This is a genomic window from Klebsiella sp. CSG-1, assembly GCF_056521145.1.
On the sequence record NZ_JBWNLD010000010.1, the window covers coordinates 59,247 to 83,365 of the forward strand.

Annotated in this window: 21 protein-coding genes; 12 read left to right on the forward strand and 9 right to left on the reverse strand. The window is 56.7% G+C overall.

What is annotated here, in order from left to right:
- The first annotated feature begins 461 nt into the window (after positions 1-461).
- Positions 462-3,758: a ribonuclease E gene (gene rne / locus AC007G_RS21680; protein ID WP_475697995.1), complete on the forward strand. Its 3,297-nt coding sequence runs from the start codon at positions 462-464 to the stop codon at positions 3,756-3,758.
- Between the two features lie 41 nt (positions 3,759-3,799).
- Here the strand turns inward: rne and AC007G_RS21685 are convergent, their stop codons facing one another.
- Positions 3,800-4,735 carry a LysR family transcriptional regulator gene (locus AC007G_RS21685; RefSeq protein WP_142630372.1) on the reverse strand — a complete coding sequence of 312 codons (936 nt, stop codon included), beginning with the start codon at positions 4,733-4,735 and terminating at the stop codon, positions 3,800-3,802.
- Between the two features lie 109 nt (positions 4,736-4,844).
- Between AC007G_RS21685 and AC007G_RS21690 the strand changes: the two genes are divergently transcribed.
- A complete protein-coding gene (locus AC007G_RS21690) occupies positions 4,845-6,059 on the forward strand; it encodes an MFS transporter (protein WP_032688373.1) in 1,215 nt (404 codons plus the stop codon).
- 52 nt (positions 6,060-6,111) lie between these two features.
- Here AC007G_RS21690 and murJ read toward each other — a convergent pair whose 3' ends face one another.
- The 4 genes from murJ to rimJ form a co-directional block, all read right to left on the reverse strand.
- The gene (gene murJ / locus AC007G_RS21695) at positions 6,112-7,647 is read right to left on the reverse strand and encodes a murein biosynthesis integral membrane protein MurJ (RefSeq protein WP_032688374.1); all 1,536 of its coding nucleotides are present in this window, start codon (positions 7,645-7,647) and stop codon (positions 6,112-6,114) included.
- Positions 7,648-7,759: 112 nt separating this feature from the next.
- A complete protein-coding gene (locus AC007G_RS21700; protein WP_032688375.1) occupies positions 7,760-8,683 on the reverse strand; it encodes a Gfo/Idh/MocA family protein in 924 nt (307 codons plus the stop codon).
- A gap of 2 nt (positions 8,684-8,685) precedes the next feature.
- On the reverse strand, positions 8,686-9,333 hold the full coding sequence (locus tag AC007G_RS21705) for a YceH family protein (protein WP_032688376.1): 648 nt from the start codon (positions 9,331-9,333) through the stop codon (positions 8,686-8,688).
- Positions 9,334-9,342: 9 nt separating this feature from the next.
- Entirely contained in the window at positions 9,343-9,927 is a 585-nt protein-coding gene (gene rimJ / locus AC007G_RS21710; protein WP_004860498.1) for a ribosomal protein S5-alanine N-acetyltransferase, read from the reverse strand.
- 228 nt (positions 9,928-10,155) lie between these two features.
- On the opposite strand from rimJ, the gene mdtH reads away from it, so the two are divergent.
- The 7 genes from mdtH (at position 10,156) to AC007G_RS21745 (ending at position 15,607) form a co-directional block, all read left to right on the forward strand.
- Positions 10,156-11,364 carry a multidrug efflux MFS transporter MdtH gene (mdtH, locus tag AC007G_RS21715; protein WP_032688377.1) on the forward strand — a complete coding sequence of 403 codons (1,209 nt, stop codon included), beginning with the start codon at positions 10,156-10,158 and terminating at the stop codon, positions 11,362-11,364.
- 113 nt (positions 11,365-11,477) lie between these two features.
- Positions 11,478-12,038 (forward strand): lipoprotein, encoded by a 561-nt coding sequence (locus tag AC007G_RS21720; protein ID WP_032688378.1) that lies wholly within the window; start codon positions 11,478-11,480, stop codon positions 12,036-12,038.
- A 122-nt stretch (positions 12,039-12,160) separates the two neighbouring features.
- Complete coding sequence (pyrC, locus tag AC007G_RS21725; RefSeq protein ID WP_142630374.1) at positions 12,161-13,207, forward strand: dihydroorotase; 1,047 nt, start codon at positions 12,161-12,163, stop codon at positions 13,205-13,207.
- 72 nt (positions 13,208-13,279) lie between these two features.
- Positions 13,280-13,531 (forward strand): DNA damage-inducible protein I, encoded by a 252-nt coding sequence (dinI, locus tag AC007G_RS21730; protein ID WP_032688380.1) that lies wholly within the window; start codon positions 13,280-13,282, stop codon positions 13,529-13,531.
- Between the two features lie 387 nt (positions 13,532-13,918).
- Positions 13,919-14,173: a biofilm formation regulator BssS gene (bssS, locus tag AC007G_RS21735; RefSeq protein ID WP_004860493.1), complete on the forward strand. Its 255-nt coding sequence runs from the start codon at positions 13,919-13,921 to the stop codon at positions 14,171-14,173.
- 125 nt (positions 14,174-14,298) lie between these two features.
- Positions 14,299-15,417 (forward strand): N-methyl-L-tryptophan oxidase, encoded by a 1,119-nt coding sequence (gene solA / locus AC007G_RS21740; RefSeq protein ID WP_032700310.1) that lies wholly within the window; start codon positions 14,299-14,301, stop codon positions 15,415-15,417.
- A gap of 76 nt (positions 15,418-15,493) precedes the next feature.
- Positions 15,494-15,607 carry a YceO family protein gene (locus AC007G_RS21745; RefSeq protein WP_004860490.1) on the forward strand — a complete coding sequence of 38 codons (114 nt, stop codon included), beginning with the start codon at positions 15,494-15,496 and terminating at the stop codon, positions 15,605-15,607.
- Here the strand turns inward: AC007G_RS21745 and trhO are convergent.
- Complete coding sequence (gene trhO / locus AC007G_RS21750; protein ID WP_004860488.1) at positions 15,593-16,657, reverse strand: oxygen-dependent tRNA uridine(34) hydroxylase TrhO; 1,065 nt, start codon at positions 16,655-16,657, stop codon at positions 15,593-15,595. The genes AC007G_RS21745 and trhO overlap by 15 nt on opposite strands.
- Positions 16,658-16,867: 210 nt before the next feature.
- On the opposite strand from trhO, the gene AC007G_RS21755 reads away from it, so the two are divergent.
- The 3 genes from AC007G_RS21755 (at position 16,868) to AC007G_RS21765 (ending at position 19,671) form a co-directional block, all read left to right on the forward strand.
- Entirely contained in the window at positions 16,868-17,788 is a 921-nt protein-coding gene (locus tag AC007G_RS21755; protein ID WP_032695732.1) for a Kdo(2)-lipid IV(A) acyltransferase, read from the forward strand.
- 153 nt (positions 17,789-17,941) lie between these two features.
- A complete protein-coding gene (gene mdtG, locus AC007G_RS21760; RefSeq protein WP_049267672.1) occupies positions 17,942-19,192 on the forward strand; it encodes a multidrug efflux MFS transporter MdtG in 1,251 nt (416 codons plus the stop codon).
- Positions 19,193-19,284: 92 nt separating this feature from the next.
- Positions 19,285-19,671 (forward strand): MysB family protein, encoded by a 387-nt coding sequence (locus AC007G_RS21765; protein WP_004860482.1) that lies wholly within the window; start codon positions 19,285-19,287, stop codon positions 19,669-19,671.
- On the opposite strand, the gene AC007G_RS21770 is transcribed toward AC007G_RS21765, so the two are convergent.
- The 3 genes from AC007G_RS21770 to mdoG form a co-directional block, all read right to left on the reverse strand.
- Positions 19,672-19,899 carry a YceK/YidQ family lipoprotein gene (locus AC007G_RS21770; RefSeq protein WP_004860481.1) on the reverse strand — a complete coding sequence of 76 codons (228 nt, stop codon included), beginning with the start codon at positions 19,897-19,899 and terminating at the stop codon, positions 19,672-19,674.
- 66 nt (positions 19,900-19,965) lie between these two features.
- Entirely contained in the window at positions 19,966-22,494 is a 2,529-nt protein-coding gene (mdoH, locus tag AC007G_RS21775) for a glucans biosynthesis glucosyltransferase MdoH (RefSeq protein WP_032695729.1), read from the reverse strand.
- Complete coding sequence (gene mdoG / locus AC007G_RS21780; RefSeq protein ID WP_004860475.1) at positions 22,487-24,040, reverse strand: glucans biosynthesis protein MdoG; 1,554 nt, start codon at positions 24,038-24,040, stop codon at positions 22,487-22,489. Before mdoG ends, mdoH begins: the two co-directional genes overlap by 8 nt.
- Between the last annotated feature and the right edge of the window lie 79 nt (positions 24,041-24,119).

Here is a 24,119-nt window from a genome sequence, read left to right on the forward strand (position 1 = left end):
TCACGTCGCAGGAAGGCGTCGACTCCGGGTATTCCCGGGTGCTCTACTCAGTCCGCTGATTGAGATGAGCGGGTTAAGCCACTACATCTGTAACGTGAAAGACGACGAGATATACGCAAAATTATTCAGGATGCGCCAAGGCGGCGAAAGAGAGAATCTCCGGAACTGACATCATCAGTAAGTCAGCAACAGGGGTGAAACGAGCAAGCCGACGCAGAAGCAACCTGAAAAATGACGCGTATAAATGGAATCTTCTCTGGTGATACATCCCAGGCTGTTCCCCTGCTAATTGCGCTGTGTTTCCGTTTGAAATACAGGCGACCGACACTCTGCGCCTCTTAAGCGCGCGACAACCGTGAGGTTGGCGACGTGAAACAGACACGAGGCCATCGGTTTCCCCCGGCAAGGCAATACTCTGCCCGCAGCTTAGTCGTCAATGTAAGAATAATGAGTAAGTTACGATGAAAAGAATGTTAATCAACGCAACTCAGCAGGAAGAGTTGCGCGTCGCCCTTGTTGATGGGCAGCGCCTGTACGACCTGGATATCGAAAGCCCCGGGCACGAACAGAAAAAAGCGAACATCTACAAAGGCAAAATTACCCGTATTGAACCTAGCCTTGAAGCCGCGTTTGTTGATTACGGCGCCGAGCGTCATGGTTTCCTCCCCCTCAAAGAAATCGCCCGCGAATACTTCCCTGCTAACTACAATTCTCATGGTCGTCCGAATATTAAGGATGTTCTGCGTGAAGGTCAGGAAGTGATTGTTCAGATTGATAAAGAAGAACGTGGCAACAAAGGCGCCGCGCTCACCACCTTTATCAGCCTGGCGGGTAGCTATCTGGTACTGATGCCGAACAACCCGCGCGCGGGCGGTATTTCACGCCGCATTGAGGGTGACGATCGTACAGAACTAAAAGAAGCGCTGGCCAGCCTTGAGCTGCCGGACGGCATGGGGCTTATCGTGCGTACCGCGGGCGTCGGCAAATCTGCCGAAGCGCTGCAGTGGGACCTGAGCTTCCGTCTGAAACACTGGGAAGCAATCCAGAAAGCCGCTGAAAGCCGCCCGGCGCCGTTCCTGATCCATCAGGAAAGTAACGTCATCGTGCGTGCCTTCCGTGATTACCTGCGCCAGGACATCGGCGAAATCCTGATCGATAACCCGAAAGTGCTTGAGCTGGCTCGCCAGCACATCGCCGCACTGGGCCGCCCGGATTTCAGCAGCAAAATCAAACTGTACACCGGTGAAATCCCGCTGTTCAGCCATTATCAAATCGAATCGCAGATTGAGTCCGCCTTCCAGCGCGAAGTGCGCCTGCCTTCCGGCGGGTCAATCGTTATCGACAGCACCGAGGCGTTAACCGCTATCGATATCAACTCCGCTCGCGCCACCCGCGGCGGCGACATCGAAGAAACGGCATTCAACACCAACCTGGAAGCAGCCGATGAGATTGCTCGCCAGCTGCGTCTGCGTGACCTCGGCGGCCTGATTGTCATCGACTTCATCGACATGACGCCAGTACGCCACCAGCGCGCGGTTGAAAACCGCCTGCGCGAAGCGGTGCGTCAGGATCGTGCGCGTATCCAGATCAGTCATATCTCTCGCTTCGGCCTGCTCGAGATGTCGCGTCAGCGTCTGAGCCCGTCGCTGGGTGAATCCAGTCATCACGTCTGCCCACGCTGTAGCGGTACCGGCACCGTTCGTGATAACGAATCCCTGTCGCTCTCTATCCTGCGTCTGATTGAAGAAGAAGCGCTGAAAGAGAACACCCAGGAAGTTCACGCTATCGTGCCTGTGCCGATTGCGTCCTACCTGCTGAACGAAAAACGTGCTGCGGTGAGCGCCATCGAAACCCGCCAGGGCGACGTGCGCGTGATCATCGTCCCGAACGATCAGATGGAAACCCCGCACTACTCCGTGCTGCGCGTACGTAAAGGCGAAGAGACCTCTACCCTGAGCTATCTGCTGCCTAAACTGCACGAAGAAGAGATGGCGCTGCCTGCTGACGAAGAACCGGCCGAACGTAAGCGCCCTGAGCAGCCGGCCCTGGCCACCTTCGTGATGCCGGACGTCCCGCCAGCGCCAGAGCAGGAAGTTCCTGTTGCCGCACCTGCCGCCGCAAAACCAGCGGTAGCCGCTGCTGCGCCAGCGCAGCCTGGTCTGCTCTCCCGCTTCTTTGGCGCCCTGAAAAACATCTTCTCCGGCGCAGAAGAGACGAAACCGGCAGAACCTCAGGTAGAGAAGAAAGCCGAAGAGAAACCGGAACGTCAGCAAGAACGTCGTAAACCGCGGACCAACAATCGCCGCGATCGCAACGATCGTCGTGATAACCGTGATAACCGTGATAACCGTGATAACCGCGACGGTCGTGATAACCGCGATAACCGTGCTGAAAATACCGAAGGCCGTGAACCTCGTGAATCCCGCGAGGAAAACCGCCGTAATCGTCGCGAGAAACAGCAGCAGAATGTCGAGCCGCGTGAATCTCGTCAGACGGTGACCGAGGATGCAGAAAAAGGCAAAGCGCGCGATGAGCAGCAGCCGCGTCGTGAGCGTAATCGTCGTCGTAATGACGAGAAGCGCCAGGCTCCGCAGGAAGCCAAAGCACAAACGCGCGAAGAGCCAGTAGTTCAGCAGGAAGTCGAGCAGGAAGAACGCGTTCAGACGATGTCCCGTCGTAAACCGCGTCAGTTATCCCAGAAAGTTCGCATCGAGTCTGCGGTAGCTGAAACGGCCGATCAGGTTGTTGAAACCGTGCCTGCGGTCCAGCCGGAAGCGGTCGCTCCGCGCACGGAACTGGCGAAAGTCGATCTGCCTGCCGTCGTTGAAAGCAACGGCGACCATGACGACAACAACGAGTCTCGCGAAGCCAACGGTATGCCGCGTCGCTCCCGTCGCTCGCCGCGTCATCTGCGCGTCAGCGGCCAGCGTCGTCGTCGTTACCGCGATGAGCGTTACCCGACCCAGTCGCCGATGCCGCTGACCGTAGCCTGTGCATCCCCGGAAATGGCGTCAGGTAAAGTGTGGATTCGTTACCCGGTTGTCCGTCCGCAGGATCAACAGCAGGAAGAACAGCAGATTCAGGCGTCCGTTACTGAAACTGTCGCTCCTGTTGCTGTCGCTGAAGCCGCCATTGCAGAAGTGGTCGCCCCGGCGGTTGCCGAGGCGGCGCCTGCTGCCGCCGAACAACCTGTCGTAGCCGAAGCAACCGCCGCTGAAGCCGCGCAGACTGTTCAGCCGGAAGTCGCCCGCGAAACCGAGGTTGCGCCGCAGGATGCTATCGCCGCAGAAGCGCCGGTTGTTGAGGCAGAAAGCGGTGTTGCGCCGGTTGCTGCAGAACCGGAAACGGTAGCAGTAGAAACAGCAGCTGAAGCCGTTGTTGAGGAATCTGCCCCGGTTGTGGCACAAGCAGCTCCGGCACCGCAGGTCATTGAACCCGCGCCGGTGGTTGAAGCTACTCCGGTGGTTGAACCCGCCCCAGTGGTTGAAGCCGCTCCGGTCCTGGAAACAGCGCCGGTCGTCGAATCAGCGCCTGCTCCGGTGGTGGTCGCCACACCCGCGGCGGCGGTTATCGTGTCTCATCGCCACGCGACCGCCCCGATGACGCGTGCCCCGGCGCCAGCCTACGAGCCAGAAGCGCCGCGTCACAGCGACTGGGTTCGCCCGTCGTTTGCCTTTGACGGCAAAGGTGCGGCAGGCGGCCACAGCGCGACTCATCAGGCGACGGCGGAACCAACCCGCCCACAACCTGCCGAGTAAACGCGGTACGGCATCAAAAAACCGGCCTCTGGCCGGTTTTTTTATTCCCCCTCCGGGCGCTGCATCCCGGCAACCTGCGGCATCACTTCGCGCATCAGGTCGAGAAACTTTCGTAGCCGGGTCGGATAATAACGCGCCCACGGATAGACCAGGTGGACCGGCAGCGAAGAGGCCCGCCACTGCGGAAATAGCTCAACCAACCGACCGGCGGCGATATCCTCCGTCACAGCCCAACTCGACACGATAGCAACCCCCAGCCCCGCCAGCGCCGTATTACGGGCCACATACACGCTATCGGTGCTCAGACAGGGCACAATACCAAACGATATCTCCCGGCTATCCTCCTGATGCTGCAACTCCACTTCATGTTGATAAAAGGTACTGATGGCCACCCACGGCAGCCGCGACAGATCCTCAGGCATCGCTAATGCCGGATAGCGTGACAACAGCTGTGGGGCAACCACCAGACTACGCGGAACTTCGGCCAGCAGCACCGACACCGTGGCCGGGTCAACTTCAGCGCCCACCCGAATCGCGCAATCGATATTGTCACTGAGAAAATCGACGGTTTTGTCATTGAGCATCCACTCCACCGCCAGCTGCGGATAGCGTTGCAGAAAACTGACCAGCGGCCCCAGCAGCTGCTGCTGACCAAAGGCATGAGGCGCACGCACGCGCAGTATCCCTACCGGCCGATCGTCAGCAATACTCATCTCGTCCTCCAGCGCCAGCCACGCATCCACCACCTGACGCGCGTGCTGATAACAGCGTTCACCATCATCGGTGAGCTTCATGGCATGCGTTGTACGCAGGATCAGTCGATTACCGAGCATGCTCTCCAGCGACTGCAGACGGCGGCTGACCGTCGCCTGAGTGGTATCCAGCTGCCGTGCCGCCGAAGAGAGTGAACCGGCCTCGACAATTCGAATAAAGGTCCGCATCAGTTCAATGCGGTCTATACGCTCCTGCCTCTTCATTATCACTTTCTCTATACGTTAAACGTATAACCGTTTTACCACCACGCTATCTACCGCGCCAGCGGCATTCGGGGAAGAATAGCGCCATCTCATCTACGAGGACTTCATCATGACCCCGACTCCACTATCCTCCCGCGAGGCAGGCTGGATTATTTTTATACTCGCTCTTGGCGCTGGTTTTAGCGTTGCCTCTATTTATTACGCCCAGCCCCTGCTCCCGCTGATGGGCGCCAACCTGCACCTGAGCGTTGAAGGGATGGGCCTCGTCCCGACCCTGACCCAGGCCGGCTACGCGCTGGGCATTCTGTTTCTGCTGCCGCTCGGCGATCGCCACGACCGGCGGACGTTGATTCTACTGAAAAGCGCGGCGCTGGCGGTCCTGCTGCTGCTGTGTAGCCTGACGGACCAGCTCACTTCACTGCTGGTGGTCAGCTTATTGATCGGGATGGCCGCGACGATGGCGCAGGATATTGTTCCGGCAGCAGCGATTCTGGCCCCGGCGGGTAAGCAGGGGAAAATGGTCGGGACGGTGATGACCGGTCTGCTGCTGGGAATTCTGCTCTCGCGGACCGTCAGCGGACTGGTCGGGGCGCTGTTCGGTTGGCGGGTGATGTATCAGGCGGCAGCTCTGAGTATCGCTCTCATCGGCCTGCTGATGTGGCGTATTCTGCCCCGCTTTGCGATTCACTCAACGCTAAGCTATCCGCAGCTGATGAAATCGATGGCGCACCTGTGGCAACGCTACCCTGCGCTGCGACGCGCGGCACTGGCCCAGGGCTTTTTATCCATCGCCTTCAGCGCCTTCTGGTCAACGCTAGCGGTGATGCTGCTCGCACATTATCAGATGGGTAGCGCCGTGGCCGGGGGATTCGGCATCGCCGGTGCGGCCGGGGCCCTTGCCGCCCCGCTGGCGGGTGGACTGGCCGATAAATATGGCGCGGGAAGGGTTACTCAGCTAGGGGCCGGACTGGTTACCCTTTCTTTCGCCCTGATGTTCCTGATGCCGCTACTGCCGCCACATGGTCAGCTGCTGCTGATCGGCCTTTCGGCGATCGGCTTCGATCTCGGTCTGCAGTCCAGCCTGGTCGCGCATCAGAATCTGGTTTACAGCCTCGAGCCGCAGGCTCGCGGTCGCCTGAATGCCCTGCTGTTCACCGGCGTGTTTATTGGTATGGCGCTCGGCTCAGTACTCGGCAGCCGGCTATACGTGGTCGCCGGCTGGAACGGCGTCGTTGTCCTGGCCGTAGTTACCGGCGCGATTGCGCTCGCGATTCGCCTGCGGGAAAGCGCCCGTCTGGCATCCATAGCGCGCGCAGTGCGATAAAAAACCCCGCGCCGCAATGCGGAACGGGTCTCTTTCAATCCGGCGTATGGCGTCAGGCCGTACGTCGGGCAAACTCTTTAACCCGGAAGCCCAGCACCATTAAGGTGGCAAAATAGGCCACCACGCCCGCCGCCACCACCGCCATCAGGCGCAGCAGACGGAACGGCATCGAGCCCTGCGACCACTCCGGCATGATATACATCATGCCCAACAGCGCCGCCGACATCACCAGCACCGCAACCACCAGGCGCAGCAGGAAGGAGAACCATCCAGGCTGCGGAGTAAAGATCTTTTGCTTACGCAACTGCCAGTACAACAGACCGGCGTTAAGGCAGGCCGCCAGGCCGATAGACAGCGATAACCCGGCATGCTTCAGTGGGCCAATAAAGATCAGGTTCATCACCTGGGTCATAATCAGCGTAACGATCGCGATTTTTACCGGCGTTTTAATGTCCTGCCGCGAATAAAAGCCCGGTGCCAGTACCTTAACGACAATCAGTCCCATCAGCCCGACGGAGTAAGCCACCAGCGCGCGCTGGGTCATCGCCGCATCAAACGCGCTGAATTTCCCATACTGGAACAGCGCAACGGTGAGCGGCTTCGCCAGGATCCCCAGCGCCACGGCGCTGGGCAACGCCAGCAGGAAACACAGACGCAGCCCCCAGTCCATCAGGCGACAGTACTCATCATGATTACCGCTGGCAAAGCTTTTTGACAGCGATGGCAGCAGAATAGTCCCCAGCGCCACGCCAAGGACCCCGGACGGAAACTCCATCAGGCGATCCGCGTAATACATCCACGACACCGAACCAGACACCAGGAACGAGGCAAAGATAGTGTTGATAATCAATGAAATCTGGCTAACAGAGACGCCGAGGATCGCCGGCCCCATCTGTTTGACCACCCGCATTGCACCAGCATCTTTCAGGTTAATGCGCGGCAGAACCAGCATGCCAATCTTTTTCAGATGCGGCAGTTGATAGGCCAGCTGCAGCACGCCGCCGACGGTGACCGCCCACGCCATCGCCAGCATTGGTGGGTGGAAATAGGGCGCGGCAAACAGAGCAAAACCGATCATACTGACGTTGAGGAACGTCGGAGCGAAGGCGGGAACGGAAAAACGGTTCCAGGTGTTGAGAATCGCCCCGGCTAACGACGCCAGTGAAATCAGCAGAATATAAGGAAAGGTGATGCGCAGCAGCTGGGTGGTCAGGGTAAATTTATCCGGGCTGTCGGCAAAACCGGGCGCAGTGACGGTAATCACCCAGGGCGCCGCCAGCATTCCAAGAACGGTAACGACCGCCAGAACCAGCGTCAGCAGGCCAGAGACATAGGCCACAAACACGCGGGTCGCATCTTCGCCCTGCTTGCTTTTATATTCGGCAAGAATGGGTACAAATGCCTGAGAGAAGGCCCCTTCAGCGAAGATACGACGCAGCAAATTCGGTAATTTAAACGCGACGAAAAAGGCGTCCGTCGCCATCCCTGCGCCAAAAATTCGGGCGACGATAGCATCACGCGCAAACCCCAGAACGCGTGAAAACATGGTCATCGAACTGACTGCTGCCAGTGATTTTAAAAGGTTCATTAACGTGTTATTCCACAACCCTGAAGTAAAACGCCCGCGATTGCGGGCGCTGGAAAGTGGCGATAGTCTACCGGGTTCGTCATGAATTACTACTCCCAGATGTTACAACCAATTATTCACTCATTGCCTCGCGCCAGAGTTTTTCGACCACCCGTTGGGCCAACAGCGCCTGTTCACCCGCAGTTTCCGGAACCGTCTGATTTTGCACGCATTCGATGAAGTGGCGCGCGCAGCCGACAAACCCGCGTTGCTCCAGCGTGGTTTGCCAGCCCGGAACCGGGCGCATAATCACCCCCTGACCGCGCTCTTCCTGCCATTCGCGCATATCGCAGACGGCGTACAGTCCGCCGTCAGTTACGGCCTGCACCCACTCCCGCTGACTACCGGCACGCCGGTGCATACTGGTGGTGACCTCCAGTTGAGGCGTGCTGAAGTGGTGTTCGGCATAGAGCATTTCGCCCTGGGCCGTGGTTTGCAGCGAGCCGCCGCTCAGGCGCGCGGTACCGCCCGCCAGCCACAGCGCAGTATCCACCACATGCAGATAATCATCCAGCAACGTAAAACGCAGATCGTGACCGACGCTGTCGCTGCGATGTTTATCCATGCGCAGCGATGCGGCGCTGCCCATCTGCGTTTTGAGTTCACGATACAGCGGCGCAAAGCGACGGTTAAAACCGACCATCAGCGTGAGCTTGCGGCGCGCCGCCAGTTCGACCAGCGACTCTGCCTCATTCAGCTTGTCGGCCAGCGGTTTATCCACGCACACATGCACCCCGGCATTCAACAGGCGGCTGACCACCTCAAAATGCGAGGCCGTTGAAGTATGCACAAAGACCGCATCGCACTGCGCCGCCAGCTGCTCCAGCGAGTCGGCATAAGGAATGCGCCAGCCCTCGCAGATACGCAGCGCTTTCTCTTTGCCCGGCGACCAGGCCGCCTGCAGCGTCCAACCGTCTGCGGCACCCAGCACCGGCAGCCAGGCCTTCTGCGCAATGCCCCCTAACCCCACCACGCCAATGCGTAATTTCGCGGTCACGATTAATCTCCCAGGTGAGCCAGCAGCGAGGCCAGCCGTTCTTTCAGTTCCGCGACTTCGCCTTCCAACGCCTCAACCCGCGCGAGAAGATCATCGGCCGGCGGCGAGACGGCCTCAACGGCGGTAATAAGCGAGTCCATATCATCGCAGAACAAGTGCATATAGCGGGATTCTCGCTTCCCGGGCTCGCGCGGCAGACGCGCGACGAAAGGCCCGTCATCCCGGGTTGCCAGCGTTTCCAGCACGCTCTCCACTTCCGCCATATCGCTAAAGTCATGCATTCGCTGCGCCCGGCTGCGCAACTCGCCCGGGGTCTGCGCGCCGCGCAGCAGCAGCGTTGTCACAACCGCCACTTCCGCCGAAGACAGCTTCAAATCGCCAAATTCGGAATTACAAAAGCGCTGTTCGTATTTGGTTACCCGATTGCCGAAACCGCTGACGGTACGCAGGTAATGGCGTTTGACCAGGGTATCCAGCAGATCCTGAATATCACTTTCGCTGAGCGACATCACCGGCTCACGGTTAGTTTTCTGATTGCAGGCGGTCACCACCGCATTGACCGACAGCGGATACTGCTCAGGCGTGGTAACCTGTTTTTCCAGCAAACACCCGATGACGCGCGCTTCGTGTGCGGTTAACTGATATTTCATGCTCTCTCCTCAGCGACCCGGAGTCCAGTCCGGTGTCGTCAACGCCGTCAGTACATGGTCACGCCACTGCCCGTCAATCAGCAGATAATTTTTGGCGTACCCCTCTTTTTCAAAGCCAAGACGAGCGAGTAAATCGCCGCTTCGTTGATTATGCGGCATGTAGTTGGCCATGATGCGATGGATATGCTGCGTGCGCTGCATATAGCGAATTGCCGCGGTCAGGGCCTCAAACATCAGCCCCTGGCCTTGCCACTTCTCGCCAATGGAATAGCCGAGGTAGCAGGCATGAAACGACCCGCGGACCACATTGGAAAAATTTGCCACGCCGATAATCTCTTTCTCTTCCGGATCGAGCAGCGCAAAATAGAATGCCGAGCCCTGCTTATGAAACTCGGAAATCATCGATAAACGCGCCTGCCAGCCAGAGGGGTAGCAGTGGCTGTCGTCGCGCACTGGCTCCCAGGGTTTTAAGAACCCTTTATTCTCCGCGTAATAATCGGCCAGACGCCAGGCGTCACGATCGTATACCAGCCGCACCACCAGCCTGTCCGTCGTCAAACGCACCTTCGGTACGTTACTGCGATAGCCAAACATTCCCTTCTCCTGTTCCCCTGACTGATTACCTGCTCCCTTCACTATACCTGTCCTGAACGGTTGTGTGAAAACAGCAACATACCATTTTCTGCACCATCTCCCTTTTTCGATGAATAGACTCAATCGATCTTGCATTTTGATAAAAAAATATTGTCGCAAGGATGCTGGGAAAGTCAGCATCTTCCCCGCACACTATCCGGGTAACTCTTTATTTTCCCTGGAGGGGAAATGTCCCGCGTATCGCAGGCAAGGAGCCTGGGTAAATATTTCCTGTTGGTCGACAACATGCTGGTGGTTTTGGGCTTTTTTGTCGTCTTCCCGCTGATTTCTATTCGCTTTGTTGACCAGATGGGCTGGGCGGCGCTGATGGTCGGGATTGCGCTCGGCCTGCGCCAGCTGGTGCAGCAAGGATTAGGCATTTTTGGCGGCGCGGTCGCCGATCGCTTTGGCGCCAAGCCGATGATCGTCACCGGCATGCTCATGCGCGCGGGCGGTTTCGCGGCGATGGCCGTGGCCCATGAACCGTGGGTGCTGTGGCTCTCCTGCATTCTCTCCGGGCTCGGCGGCACCCTGTTCGATCCGCCGCGCGCCGCGCTGGTGGTCAAGCTGGTGCGCCCGCATCAGCGTGGGCGGTTCTTTTCGATTCTGATGATGCAGGACAGCGCCGGGGCGGTGATCGGCGCCCTGCTCGGCAGCTGGTTGCTGCAATATGACTTCCGTCTTGTCTGTAGCGTGGGCGCGGCGTTGTTTGTCGCCTGCGCCGCGTTCAACGCCTGGTATCTCCCGGCGTGGAAGCTTTCCACCGTGAAAACGCCGGTTCGGGAAGGTCTGGGTCGGGTGCTGCGCGATAAGCGCTTTGTCACCTACGTTCTGACGCTCACCGGCTACTACATGCTGGCTGTCCAGGTGATGCTCATGCTGCCCATTATGGTTAACGACATCGCCGGTTCACCGACCGCGGTAAAATGGATGTATGCCATTGAAGCCGCTATATCGTTAACCCTGCTCTACCCCATTGCCCGCTGGAGCGAACAGCGCTTTCGCCTCGAGCATCGGCTGATGGCCGGGTTACTGGTGATGACCATCGCCATGCTGCCCATCGGCTTGACCAGCAATTTACAGCAGCTGTTTACCCTGATTTGTATCTTCTATATTGGGTCGATCGTTGCGGAACCGGCGCGGGAAACGCTGGGAGCCTCTTTAGCCGATGCCCGGGCGCGCGGTAGCTATATGGGCTTCAGCCGGCTGGGGCTGGCCTTTGGCGGCGCGTTTGGCTATGCCGGCGGCGGATGGTTGTTCGATGCGGGTAAAGCGCTGAATCAGCCCGAACTACCGTGGCTGATGCTGGGTATTATCGGCCTGTTTACCTTCCTTGCCCTGTGGTGGCAGTTCAGCCAGAAGCGGTCGACATCCGGCATGCTGGAGCCACGTACCTGACCAGAGGTTTAACGTAAGGCCTGTTTTCAGCATTTTCCGCTAGTGCGTCGAATGCTGGCAGGCCATACTGCTTTATGTCAGGATAAGTCCTGGCATGACCGTTAAGGAATCTAATGAAAAAGATGTTTATCGTGGCCGCGCTCATTGTCAGCGGCCTTCTGAGCGGCTGTAACCAGCTTACGCAGTATTCAGTTAGCGAGCAGGAAATTAACCAGGCGCTGCAGAAACGTAACCATTTCGCCAAAGATATCGGCCTGCCGGGCGTGGCGGATGCACATATTGAGTTACACGATCTGACCAGCGCGATTGGCCGTGAAGAGCCGAATAAAGTGACGCTGAGCGGCATTGCCAACCTGGATCTGAACTCGTTATTCGGCAACCAGAAAGCCACCATCGATCTGAAGCTCAAGGCGCTGCCGGTCTTTAATAAAGAGAAAGGCGCGATCTTCCTGCAGGAGATGGAGGTCGTAGAGGCGAAAGTGTCACCTGAGAAGCTGCAATCCGTCGTGCAGACCCTGATTCCCTACCTGAATCAGTCTCTGCGTAGCTATTTTAACCAGCAGCCGGCCTACGTCCTGCGCGAAGACGCCAGCACCGGCGAAGCGCTGGCGAAAAAATACGCGAAAGGCATCGAGGTGAAACCGGGCGAAATTATCATCCCGTTCACCAATTAATACGACGGGCGCTGCGGCGCCCGTTTTTTTACGGAAATTGATGCAAAGGAAAACGTTTACGCTTATCCTTAGTGCCCGGCAAAAACAGCCCTGATGACTGACCCTATTAGCCGGAGCTTTCCATGACAGCACAATCCCAGGTATTGAAAATCCGCCGCCCTGACGACTGGCATATCCATCTGCGCGATGACGATATGCTGAAGACCGTCGTGCCTTACACCAGTGAGTTTTATGGCCGGGCGATCGTGATGCCGAATCTGGTGCCGCCTGTCACCACCGTTGAAGCGGCGATAGCTTATCGCCAGCGTATCCTCGACGCCGTTCCCGCCGGGCACGATTTTACGCCGTTGATGACCTGCTACCTGACCGATACGCTCGACCCGGCAGAGCTGGAGCGTGGATTCCACGCTGGCGTATTCACGGCGGCAAAACTCTACCCGGCCAATGCCACCACTAACTCCAGCCACGGCGTCACCAGCATCGATGCCATCATGCCGGTGCTGGAGTGCATGGAAAAACTGGGCATGCCGCTGCTGGTTCACGGTGAAGTCACCCACGCCGAGATTGACATCTTCGATCGCGAAGCGCGCTTTATCGAAACGGTAATGGAGCCGTTGCGTCAGCGTTTACCTGGCCTGAAAGTGGTATTCGAACATATCACCACGAAGGATGCCGCCGAATACGTACGCGACGGTAACGAACTGCTGGCCGCGACCATTACTCCTCAGCACCTGATGTTTAACCGTAATCACATGCTGGTTGGCGGCGTGCGCCCCCATCTTTACTGTTTGCCGATTCTGAAGCGTAATATCCACCAGCAGGCGCTGCGTGAGCTGGTTGCCAGCGGCTTTAGCCGCGCGTTTCTGGGAACCGACTCCGCTCCGCACGCCCGCCATCGTAAAGAGGCCAGCTGCGGATGCGCCGGTTGCTTTAACGCGCCGACCGCGCTGAGCAGCTATGCGACTGTATTTGAAGAGATGAATGCCCTGCAGCACCTCGAAGCGTTTTGTTCACTCAACGGCCCGCGCTTCTACGGCCTGCCGGTGAATGACACCTTTGTTGAGCTGGTGCGCGAAGAGAGCACCGTCGTTGACAGCATCGCCCTACCGGACGATACCCTGGTGCCTTTCCTTGCCGGTGAAACCCTGCGCTGGACGATGAAGAAATAAAAGCACTGCCCCTTGTTGTAAAGGTAAATCAGATACTGTATAAATAAACAGTATATTACACAGGGGGCAATTATGCGCATCGAAGTGTCTATCGCCAAATCCACAGCCTTACCGAACGGCGCCTTAGAAGCGCTAAATAACGAACTCTCCCGACGCATTGAACAGCAGTTCCCGGCTTATCCAAGCCAGGTAACCGTACGCTTTGCCGCCAGTAACAATTTGTCCGTCATTGGCGGCCTGAAAGAAGATAAAGACCGGATAAGCGAAATCCTGCAAGAAACCTGGGAAAGCGCTGATGACTGGTTTGACCATGACGTATCCTGACGCCTCTCTGGCGGCATACCGCAGCAGAGTGGCGCTGACTCTGAACAAACAGAGCAGGCCAGTCTGAAGCAAAAACCGCCGGAACATCGCGTCGGGTACAGCAAATTTAATTTGCTCCCTCATTGTGCTTTTTTTTGCCGGGTCGCCCCGGCTTTTTTATCCCCGTGTCAGTCTCAGACTTTTCTTCTTTCTCCTCATTATTTCCTTTAAAAATAACGATGCGCGGCACTAAGTTTGTGCAAAAAAGCACCAAACAGATGAAAGTTCGCCCTGTTTAATTTAATTTCTCGAGTTTATTCTTAACACCTGATATAATTAACTTGCTTCAAAAAATATGCATTAAACCTCGAGAATTGTTGTCTTTTAACATATGAATAAGGGGTTATGATGGAAAAGAATAATGAAGTCATCCAGACCCATCCCCTCGTCGGATGGGACATCAGCACCGTTGATAGCTACGATGCAATGATGTTGCGCCTGCACTACCAAAACCCCACTCAAGAAAGCAGTAACGAAGCTGAAATTGGCCAGACGCTATGGCTAACGACGGAAGTCGCACGTCAATTTATTTCTATCCTGGAAGCAGGTATTGCGAAGATAGAATCAGGTGAATACCAGGCAAACGAGTACCGCAGGCATTAATGATTATGCCGCGATCGATATATGCTAACTCAACAGGCACCTGCGGGTGCCTGCTTTATTTTCGGGCTTGTATATATGCAGGTTGTTAATTACCCTGCTAATAAAGCAAAAAACCGGAACAGACCATGCAATACGACCTCATCATTATCGGCAGCGGCTCCACTGGCGCCGCTGCCGGCTATTATGCCCGCCGGGCTGGACTCAACGTGCTGATGACCGACGCGCACACGCCTCCGCATCAGGAAGGCAGCCATCACGGCAATACGCGCCTTATCCGTCACGCCTACGGTGAAGGAGAGAGATATGTCCCGCTGGTGCTGCGTGCGCAGACGCTGTGGGATGAGCTTGCTACCCTCAGCGGCGAGGCCGTCTTCGAACGTACCGGGGTGATTAACCTCGGCCCGGCAAACTCGACGTTTCTCAGCAACGTTGCGCACAGCGCCCGACAGTTTCAGCTGGATGTTGAAGAGATGGATGCCCCAGCTATCATGGCCCGCTGGCCTGAGATTCGCGTACCGGAAGATTATCGTGGCCTATTCGAACCGGCATCAGGGGTTTTACGCAGCGAGCTGGCCATCGAAACCTGGATACGTCTCGCGCGCGAGGCGGGCTGCGCTCAGCTGTTTAATTGCCCGGTTACCGCCATACACCATCACCCGGATGGCGTGACAATCGACACCGCCGATGGCAGCTACAGCGGCAAGAAACTGCTGGTCAGCGCCGGTACGTGGGTAACGCGTCTGCTGCCCGACCTGCCAGTCCAGCCGGTGCGCAAAATCTTCGCCTGGTTCCAGGCTGATGGACGTTACAGCACTAAAAACCACTTCCCGGCATTTACCGGTGAGCTGCCGAACGGCGATCAGTTCTATGGTTTCCCGGCGGAAGACAATGAACTGAAGATCGGTAAGCACAACGGCGGGCAGCTGATCTCCGCGCCGGAAGAACGCACGCCGTTTGGCGCGGTGGCCACCGACGGCTCCGAGTCGTTCAGCTTCCTGCGTAACGTTCTGCCCGGTATCGGCGGCTGCCTGCATGGCGCCTCCTGTACCTACGATAATACGGCGGATGAAGACTTTATTATCGACACCCTTCCCGGGCATCCTGATACGTTGCTGATTAGCGGATTAAGCGGCCATGGTTTCAAATTCGCCCCGGTGCTGGGAGAAATTGCCACGCAGTTTGCCCTGGGGGAGACGCCAGCCTTCGACCTGACCCCGTTCTCGCTGGCACGCTTTCAGCGATAGTTGGCCGCTGCGCGCGGTCCTGATTTGCGCAATAAAAAACGGCCTCAGAGGAGGCCGTTCATCACAGAGAGAGTTTATGCGTCGCCTGTACGATTTACTGGTCAACAACGTCCGCGAGCACTTTATGATTTATCTCGCACTGTGGCTGCTGCTGGCGATCGTTGATCTTATCTGGTTATGGTTTTTCTGAGGTCTCAGGGTCCGGGATCCCCAGCTTCGTGTTCAGGCGGCCGCGAGATTTGTTGAAGATCTTATTGCCGTTTTCTCGTCCGGCGCGCAGCTGACGCTGCTCCTCTTCCGGCAGCTTATGCTCTTCCATGCACGCCTCGCTACAGCAGCCGGCAAACTTCTCGGCGCAGCTCGGGCACTGGATAAACAGCAGATGGCAGCCGTCATTCAGGCAGTTAGTATGGCTATCACACGGGGTGCCGCACTGATGGCAGTGGGCAATCACGTCGTCGGAAATCCGCTCCCCCATCCGCTCGTCAAAGACAAAGTTCTTACCGATAAAGCGTACCGGCAGCCCCTGTTCGCGCGCACGACGGGCATATTCAATAATCCCGCCCTCAATGTGCCAGACCTTACTAAAGCCGTTGTGCTTCATCCAGGCGCTGGCTTTTTCACAACGAATACCGCCGGTGCAGTACATAACGATTTTTTTATCTTTATGTTCCTGCATCATCTCGACCGCTTTCGGCAGCTGATCGCGGAACGTGTCCGCCGGGATTTCCAGCGCCTGCTCAAAATGACCCACTTCATATTCGTAGTGGTTACGCATATCGATAAACACCGCATCGGGATCGTCCAGCATCGCATTCACTTCAGCCGCCTTCAGATAATCACCAACGTCTGAGGCATCAAACGTCGGATCATCGATCCCATCCGCTACGATACGATCGCGGACTTTCAGGCGTAGCACCCAGAAGGATTTTCCGTCGTCGTCCAGCGCAATGTTCATCCGCAGGCCATCCAGCGCCGGGTCGAAGGCGTAGAGAAACTCGCGTAGCGCGTCGACCTGACTTTCTGGCACGCTGATTTGTGCATTGATCCCTTCGTGGGCCAGATAGATACGACCAAACACGTTTAATTTGGTCAGGGCAATCCACAATGCATCGCGCGTGGCTTTTGGATCCACGATGGTGAAATATTTATAAAACGAGATCGTTGTACGCGGTTCGCTCTCAGCTAACATCTGCGCTTTTAACGTCTCATTTGAAATGCGGTTATGTAACACTGGCATGGTGTACCTGCTCGACATAGGAAATGAGGTAAATAAACGGCCGGCATCATATAGCAAACGACGTTAATTTACATCCCCACATTTTGCGCTACATTCATTTCACTCCCGTTGGTTCACGTTTAACAATAAATGCCACCTGGGACCGCCGTTTTGGCTGAAGCATGAAAAAATGCGATAATAGAATGAGTTGCTTATTTAAACAGGTATGAGATGACCCATTTACCTAAATTTTCCGCGGCGCTGCTGCATCCGCGTTACTGGCTGCTTTGGCTAGGTATTGGCCTGCTGTGGCTGGTTGTTCAGCTTCCCTATCCGCTGATTTACCGCCTTGGCAATGCGATTGGCCGCCTGGCAATGCGCTTTATGAAACGCCGCGCCAAAATCGCTTACCGTAACCTGGAACTTTGCTTCCCGGACAAAAGCGAAGATGAGCGCCATCAGATGGTGGTGCAAAACTTCGAATCGGTGGGAATGGGTTTAATGGAGACCGGGATGGCCTGGTTCTGGCCGACCCGGCGTATTGCGCGCTGGACCGACTCCATCGGCGTCGAGCATATCCGGGAAGTTCAGGCGCAACAGCGCGGCATTCTGCTGATCGGCATCCACTTCCTGACGCTGGAAATGGGGGCGCGGATGTTTGGCATCAACGAACCCGGCATCGGCGTCTACCGTCCGAATGACAACCCGGTCATTGACTGGCTGCAAACCTGGGGTCGGCTGCGTTCGAATAAAGATATGATCGACCGTAAAGATCTGAAAGGGATGATTCGCGCGCTGAAAAAAGGCGAAGTGATCTGGTATGCGCCGGACCACGACTACGGCCCGGCCGCCAGCGTATTCGTGCCGCTCTTTGCCGTCGACCAGGCGGCAACGACGTCGGGGACCTGGATGCTGGCAAAGATGTCGAAAGCCTGCATTGTTCCGTTCGTTCCGCGACGTAAACCCGACGGTAAAGGTTATGAGCTGATTATTCTGCCGCCGGAGTGCAATCCGCCGCTTGATGATGCGGAAACGACCGCTGCCTGGATGAACCGCATCGTCGAGAAATGCATCCTGATGGCGCCGGAGCAATATATGTGGCTGCACCGCCGCTTTAAGACCCGCCCGCCCGGCGTACCTTCGCGCTATTAAGTGTGCTTCCTCCGGCAGCCCGATGCTGGCCGGAGGCACCTTTCCGCTTTAGCTTTAAGCGCTCTCCACCATTGCGATGATCGTTACTCAGGCGCATAATTAGCAGGCTCACCTTTTCTTTTTTTGTCCTGCATCGCAGGCCCATGGAAGCCTATGTCGTCTGCAGATAGTCCGATTAACTGGAAACGAAATCTCACCGTCACCTGGCTCGGCTGTTTTTTGACCGGCGCCGCCTTTAGCCTGGTCATGCCCTTTCTCCCGCTTTACGTCGAGCAGCTTGGCGTGACGGGCCACAGCGCCCTGAATATGTGGTCAGGACTGGTATTCAGCATTACCTTCTTGTTCTCCGCCGTTGCCTCTCCTTTCTGGGGCAGTCTGGCCGATCGCAAAGGGCGCAAAATTATGCTGCTGCGCTCCGCGCTGGGGATGGCTATCGTCATGATGTTGATGGGGCTGGCGCAAAACATCTGGCAGTTTCTGATACTACGGGCCTTGCTGGGGCTGTTGGGGGGGTTTATTCCCAATGCGAATGCCCTGATCGCCACCCAGATTCCTCGCCAGAAGAGCGGCTGGGCGCTGGGCACGCTCTCCACCGGAGCCGTGAGCGGCGCGCTCCTTGGCCCGCTGGCGGGCGGCTTTCTTGCCGACCACTGGGGACTGCGCACCGTCTTCTTTCTCACCGCCAGCGTCCTGCTCGTCTGTTTTATTCTGACGCTGTTTTTCATCCGCGAGCAGTTCGTCCCGGTCGCGAAGAAAGAGATGCTTAATGCCCGGGATGTCTTTTCGTCCCTGAAAAGCCCAAAGCTGGTCTTGAGTCTGTTTGTCACCACGATGATTATTCAGGTCGCCACCGGCTCAATCGCCCCGATTCTGACCCTCTACGTACGAGACCTGGCCGGAGACGTCGGGAATATCGCCTTTATCAGCGGAATGATTGCTTCAGTCCCGGGCGTGGCGGCGCTGATCAGCGCCCCGCGCCTCGGTAAGCTCGGGGATCGTATCGGGCCGGAAAAAATCCTTATCGTCGCGCTGATGGTCTCCGTTCTGCTGCTGATTCCGATGTCGTTCGTCCAGACCCCGCTGCAGCTGGCTATTTTACGTTTTCTGCTGGGTGCCGCCGACGGCGCGCTGCTGCCGGCCGTCCAGACGCTGCTGGTGTACAACTCAACCAGCCAGGTGGCCGGGCGCATTTTTAGCTATAACCAGTCATTTCGCGATATCGGCAACGTCACCGGCCCATTGATCGGCGCATCGGTGTCTGCCAGCTATGGTTTCCGGGCGGTCTTTTTTGTCACCGCGGCGGTCGTTCTGTTCAACGTTATCTATTCCACCCTTAGCTTGCGACGCCCTTCCGCTGATGAACGCGCGCAGAACGCGGACTCGGGCGGCCGTTCGGTAAATTAAGTTCAACAGCGGCGCCTTCTCCTTGACGCAACGCTCACCGCCTTCTATAGATTGAATCGTGTCCATTTTTCATTCTTCTTAGGGGGTTATCTATGCCAAAGGATTCGATTTTCTATGCCACGCTCGAAGAAGCTATCGATGCGGCCCGCGAAGAGTTCCTGGTCAATAATCCGGATAGCGACGAGGAGAGTGCCAACGTTGAGCAGTTGAATATCCAAAAGTACGTTCTGCAGGATGGCGATATCGCCTGGCAGGCCGAATTTTTTGCCGACGAAGATGAAGAAGGCGAATGCCTGCCGATGTTAAGCGGCGAAGCGGCACAAAGCGTTTTTGACGGTGATTATGACGAGATAGAGCTGCGTCAGGAGTGGCTGGAAGAGAATACGCTGCATGAGTGGGACGAAGGAGAATTTCAGCTGGAACCCTCTCTGGATACCGAAGAGGGTCAGACTGCCGCCGATGAGTGGGATGAACGCTGATTAGTTATACGGACCGTGGCTGGCATCAAGCGGCAACAGCAACGTATCGAACACCAGCGAAAAAGGCAGATCGAGAATGGTGATGTATCGCCATGACGAATCGCGCACATCCCACTGCACGCCGGGGTAATACTGATTCCCATGCCCCTGCCCCGGCACCGTGCGGCTAATAATACTGCCGCAGCCGCTGAGCAGCAGCGCCATGGCGATAACCAGTAAAATTCTCATCTGCTACCTCAATTCTCAGATAAAAAAATACCGGCAATATTGCCGGTATTTTCCTTCACATACCGCTTATTTCGTTTTCAACGCCAGCGGGTTGAGCGTCACCTGCTGATAGGCGCTCACCCACGAAGAGTATTTCTCCGGCGCGGCCCACACTCGATAGTGCAAACGTGACAGGGTGACCGGGTCGCTCAACAGCACCAGACGACGGTCGCGATTGAGTTTGTCGGGCGTTTCGTTCAGCGCCTGTTCAACGTGACGTTCGCGGGCGATATCCAGAATTTGACCGTGGCGGTGACGTGCCGTCGCCATTGCCGTCGCCAGCGCGTTGAAGGACGGGTTAAACACGGCGTGCATAAACCCATCGTCAAGGGAACGCTGACGGTTCAGGGTCAGATACGCATCGGTATCCTTCAACACCTGCGGCGGGGAATACTCTTCCGGGATCAGGAACAGCTTCCAGCGTTTGGTGCGCAGACCCACGGTAGCCCGACTGGAAATCACCGACACGAACGGCGACAGGATCAGCGAGAAGACAATCGGCGCCAGCCAGAACAGGAAACGCAGATCCAGCCACGCCATACCGACCGCCCACACCAGCCCCAGCAGCAGCTGCGAACCATGGCGCATAAAGGCTTCACCCCATGGAGTGGAGTCATCATCACGCTGCGGAGAGTTCCACACCACTTCCCAACCGAGGAACGCGCTGACCACAAACACGGTGTGGAACAGCATGCGCACCGGCGCCAGCAGTACCGAGAAGAGGACTTCCAGCAGCAAAGAGAGCGTGACGCGAATAAAGCCGCCGTACTCTTTTGAACCTTTGCACCACACCAGAATAATACTCAGCAATTTCGGCAGGAACAGCAGCACCATTGTCGAGGCGAACAGCGCAATCGCCAGCTCCGGACGCCACTGCGGCCATACCGGGAACAGCTGCCGCGGCTGCAGGAAATACTGTGGCTCAGTCAGCGCATGTACAACCTGTAGCGCGGTCGACAGGGCGAGGAACATGAACCACAGCGGCGCCGACAGGTAGGACATGACGCCGGTCAGGAACACCGCACGGTGCACCGGGTGCATGCCTTTGACCAGGAACAGACGGAAGTTCATCAGGTTACCGTGGCACCAGCGGCGGTCACGCTTCAGTTCGTCCAGCAGGTTCGGCGGCAGTTCTTCATAAGAGCCCGGCAGATCGTAGGCTATCCACACCCCCCAGCCGGCACGACGCATCAGCGCCGCTTCCACGAAGTCGTGCGACAGAATCGACCCGGCAAATGAACCTTCTCCCGGCAGCGGCGCCAGCGCGCAGTGCTCGATAAACGGCTTCACGCGAATAATGGCGTTGTGGCCCCAGTAGTGGGATTCGCCAAGCTGCCAGAAGTGCAGGCCGGCGGTGAACAGCGGACCGTAAACGCGGGTCGCAAACTGCTGGCAACGGGCATACAGGGTATCCATACCAGAGGCGCGCGGCGAGGACTGGATGATCCCGGCATTCGGGTTCGCTTCCATCAGACGCACCAGCCCGGTCAGACATTCACCGGTCATCACCGAGTCAGCATCCAGCACCACCATATAGCTATACTGGCTGCCCCAGCGACGGCAGAAGTCATCGATGTTACCACTCTTACGCTTCACGCGACGACGACGACGACGATAGAAAATCTGCCCCTCGCCCTGCACTTCCGCAATCAGCTCCATCCACGCTTTCTGCTCGGCAACGCAGATATCCGGGTTGTAGCTGTCACTCAGGATATACACGTCGAAGTGCTGCTGTTGCCCTGTCGCCTTCACCGACTCCCAGGTGGCACGCAGGCCAGCGAATACGCGATCGACGTCTTCGTTGCAGATCGGCATGATCAGCGCCGTACGGTGTTGCGGGTTAAGCGGTTCATCGCCGACGGTTGAGGCGGAAATACTGTATTTATCGCGCCCCATCAGCAGCTGCAGGAAGCCCATCAGCGCGGTCCAGAAACCGGCCGAAACCCAACAGAAAAGGACCGCGAAAAGGATCAGGATCCCGGTTTGCAGCATATACGGCAGCAGCTGCATGAAGGAAATCCACAGATTCTGCCCGACCATGTCAGCCGGGTTGATGAGCGCCCATCCCTGATACGGCAGGATGGTTTTCATGTACCAGGTTGCGACAACGGTCTGCGCCAGCGTCAGCAGCAGCAGGATGTAGCGACGGATGGTCCCGACGGTACGCCACTTCTGCTCGCTCTCCTGCTCTTCTTTGGTCAGGCGAGAAAGATAGCGCGGGGTGACATCACGTCCGCGTAACCGATCCCAGAAACGCCCAACCGGGTTGGTGCGCCACGGGTCCGGGAACATTGAGGAGCGTTTTGCTTTCGGCATTGCGTTGAGCTGAGTACGCCCTTCATCATCTTTTATCAGCTGGTTACCGGCCAGGGAGTCTGGCCAGCTATGTTCCAGTCGGGATTTCACGGAACCCAGTGGGGAATCGTCTTCACGAACAAAAGCATGATGATCGGCGTCCAGCGCTTCATGTACGGCCTGCAGGCTGGTATCAGGCAGCGCGGCTTTTTCAGCCTCAGACAGCGGCAACGCGTCAATGTACTTGGTTATCTTATTCATTGGCAGGCAGCTGATAGCTCCAGGTTTCACTCAGCGTCTGGTCAGCATTGACCAGCGCAGCGCGCATTTCCGTGGTTTTCTTCGGATCTTTCACCTTCACACGCAGAACCATACGCCAGCCCTTAGTGACCGGGTTATAACGCACGGTATTCTCAACAATTTCTGCGTTATCACCGATGCTCGCCTGCGCCGTTACCGGCGTATCTGACGGCATTTTTTTCATTTCAGCGCCGGTGAAGTCAACGATAAAGGCAATGGTGCCATCCGGCTGACGAATCAGGTTCGACTGCTTCACATCACCGGTAGAACGGCGGGTCTGCATCACATAGGCGTTATCCGGCGCGTGCAGTTTGTCTTCATCGCGGCTGAAGGTAATCGAGTATTTGAAGTTCATCTCCTTACCCGGTTCCGGCAGCTGATCCGGCGTCCAGTAAGTCACGATGTTATCGTTGGTTTCGTCATTGGTCGGGATTTCAACCAGTTCGATTTTCCCTTTACCCCAGTCGCCCTTCGGAGTGATCCAGGCGCTCGGGCGCAGATCGTAACGGTCGTCGAGGTCCTCAAAGCGCGAGAACTGACGGCCGCGCTGCAGCAGGCCAAAGCCCTGCGGATTTTCCATCGCATAGCTGCTGACGGCCAGATGTTTCGGATTGTTCAGCGGACGCCAGATCCACTCGCCGTTACCGGCAAGAATCGACAGGCCGTTAGAATCATGCAGCGCCGGACGATAGTTGGTCGCCGGAGAGGGTTGATTCGGCCCGAACAGGAACATGCTGGTCAGCGGCGCAACGCCTAGCTTGCCGACTTTGTCACGCAGGTACACTTTAGACTGCACATCAACGACGGTATCGCGGCCCGGCATAATCACAAAACGATAGGCGCCGGTCGCACGTGGGGAGTCAAGCAGTGCATAAATAGTCAAACGCTTGTCCGTGGCTTTTGGATGCTCAATCCAGAACTCACGAAAACGAGGGAATTCTTCGCCGGAAGGCAGCGCGGTATCGATAGCCAGGCCGCGCGCGGAAAGCCCGTACACCTGGCCCTGGCCCAGAACACGGAAGTAGCTGGCGCCGAGCATGCTGACGATTTCGTCGTTCTTATCTTTGCTGTTGATCGGGTACAGTACTTTGAAACCGGCGAAGCCCAGGTCTTTCACCGTATCTTTATCATGCTGGACGCTGCCAAAATTAAAGTAATCCGGATTATATTTAATCTTACGCACGCTGCTTGCCGTCACTTCGTTAATGGTGACCGGCGTGTCGAAGTACATGCCCTGATGATAAAACTCTAGTTTGAATGGGGTTTTCTGATTGTTCCAGTAAGCCTTATCGTGATTAAACTGGATTTGCTGGTAGTCCGCGTATTTCATGTCGCGGAAAGCGGAGGGCAGGTTGCTCTTCGGCGCTTCATAGCCTTTCCCGGCTAACGCTTTGGCCTGTTTTGCAACGTCATCAATGCTAAACGCCCATGCAGATGAAGTACACAGGGACAACATTACGGCTGCGCTTAACCAGCGCATTTTCATCATCTGTGGTTTAAGTTTCATATAAGTAAGCACTTCCCCCTTTGTGTGCTTAAATCGATCCGATCTATTTTAATGGTAATTCAGGCAATCCGACAACATA

Bases quoted from the DNA above. Each gene is read 5' to 3' on its own strand.
- bssS (WP_004860493.1), top strand. From the start codon at position 13,919: ATGGAAAAGAATAATGAAGTCATCCAGACCCATCCCCTCGTCGGATGG.
- solA (WP_032700310.1), top strand. From the start codon at position 14,299: ATGCAATACGACCTCATCATTATCGGCAGCGGCTCCACTGGCGCCGCT.
- dinI (WP_032688380.1), top strand. From the start codon at position 13,280: ATGCGCATCGAAGTGTCTATCGCCAAATCCACAGCCTTACCGAACGGC.
- mdtG (WP_049267672.1), top strand. From the start codon at position 17,942: ATGTCGTCTGCAGATAGTCCGATTAACTGGAAACGAAATCTCACCGTC.
- AC007G_RS21745 (WP_004860490.1), top strand. From the start codon at position 15,494: ATGCGTCGCCTGTACGATTTACTGGTCAACAACGTCCGCGAGCACTTT.
- AC007G_RS21690 (WP_032688373.1), top strand. From the start codon at position 4,845: ATGACCCCGACTCCACTATCCTCCCGCGAGGCAGGCTGGATTATTTTT.
- rimJ (WP_004860498.1), bottom strand. From the start codon at position 9,927: ATGTTTGGCTATCGCAGTAACGTACCGAAGGTGCGTTTGACGACGGAC.
- AC007G_RS21705 (WP_032688376.1), bottom strand. From the start codon at position 9,333: ATGAAATATCAGTTAACCGCACACGAAGCGCGCGTCATCGGGTGTTTG.
- rne (WP_475697995.1), top strand. From the start codon at position 462: ATGAAAAGAATGTTAATCAACGCAACTCAGCAGGAAGAGTTGCGCGTC.
- mdoG (WP_004860475.1), bottom strand. From the start codon at position 24,040: ATGAAACTTAAACCACAGATGATGAAAATGCGCTGGTTAAGCGCAGCC.
- AC007G_RS21765 (WP_004860482.1), top strand. From the start codon at position 19,285: ATGCCAAAGGATTCGATTTTCTATGCCACGCTCGAAGAAGCTATCGAT.
- AC007G_RS21685 (WP_142630372.1), bottom strand. From the start codon at position 4,735: ATGAAGAGGCAGGAGCGTATAGACCGCATTGAACTGATGCGGACCTTT.
- mdtH (WP_032688377.1), top strand. From the start codon at position 10,156: ATGTCCCGCGTATCGCAGGCAAGGAGCCTGGGTAAATATTTCCTGTTG.
- pyrC (WP_142630374.1), top strand. From the start codon at position 12,161: ATGACAGCACAATCCCAGGTATTGAAAATCCGCCGCCCTGACGACTGG.
- trhO (WP_004860488.1), bottom strand. From the start codon at position 16,657: ATGCCAGTGTTACATAACCGCATTTCAAATGAGACGTTAAAAGCGCAG.
- mdoH (WP_032695729.1), bottom strand. From the start codon at position 22,494: ATGAATAAGATAACCAAGTACATTGACGCGTTGCCGCTGTCTGAGGCT.
- murJ (WP_032688374.1), bottom strand. From the start codon at position 7,647: ATGAACCTTTTAAAATCACTGGCAGCAGTCAGTTCGATGACCATGTTT.
- AC007G_RS21770 (WP_004860481.1), bottom strand. From the start codon at position 19,899: ATGAGAATTTTACTGGTTATCGCCATGGCGCTGCTGCTCAGCGGCTGC.
- AC007G_RS21720 (WP_032688378.1), top strand. From the start codon at position 11,478: ATGAAAAAGATGTTTATCGTGGCCGCGCTCATTGTCAGCGGCCTTCTG.
- AC007G_RS21755 (WP_032695732.1), top strand. From the start codon at position 16,868: ATGACCCATTTACCTAAATTTTCCGCGGCGCTGCTGCATCCGCGTTAC.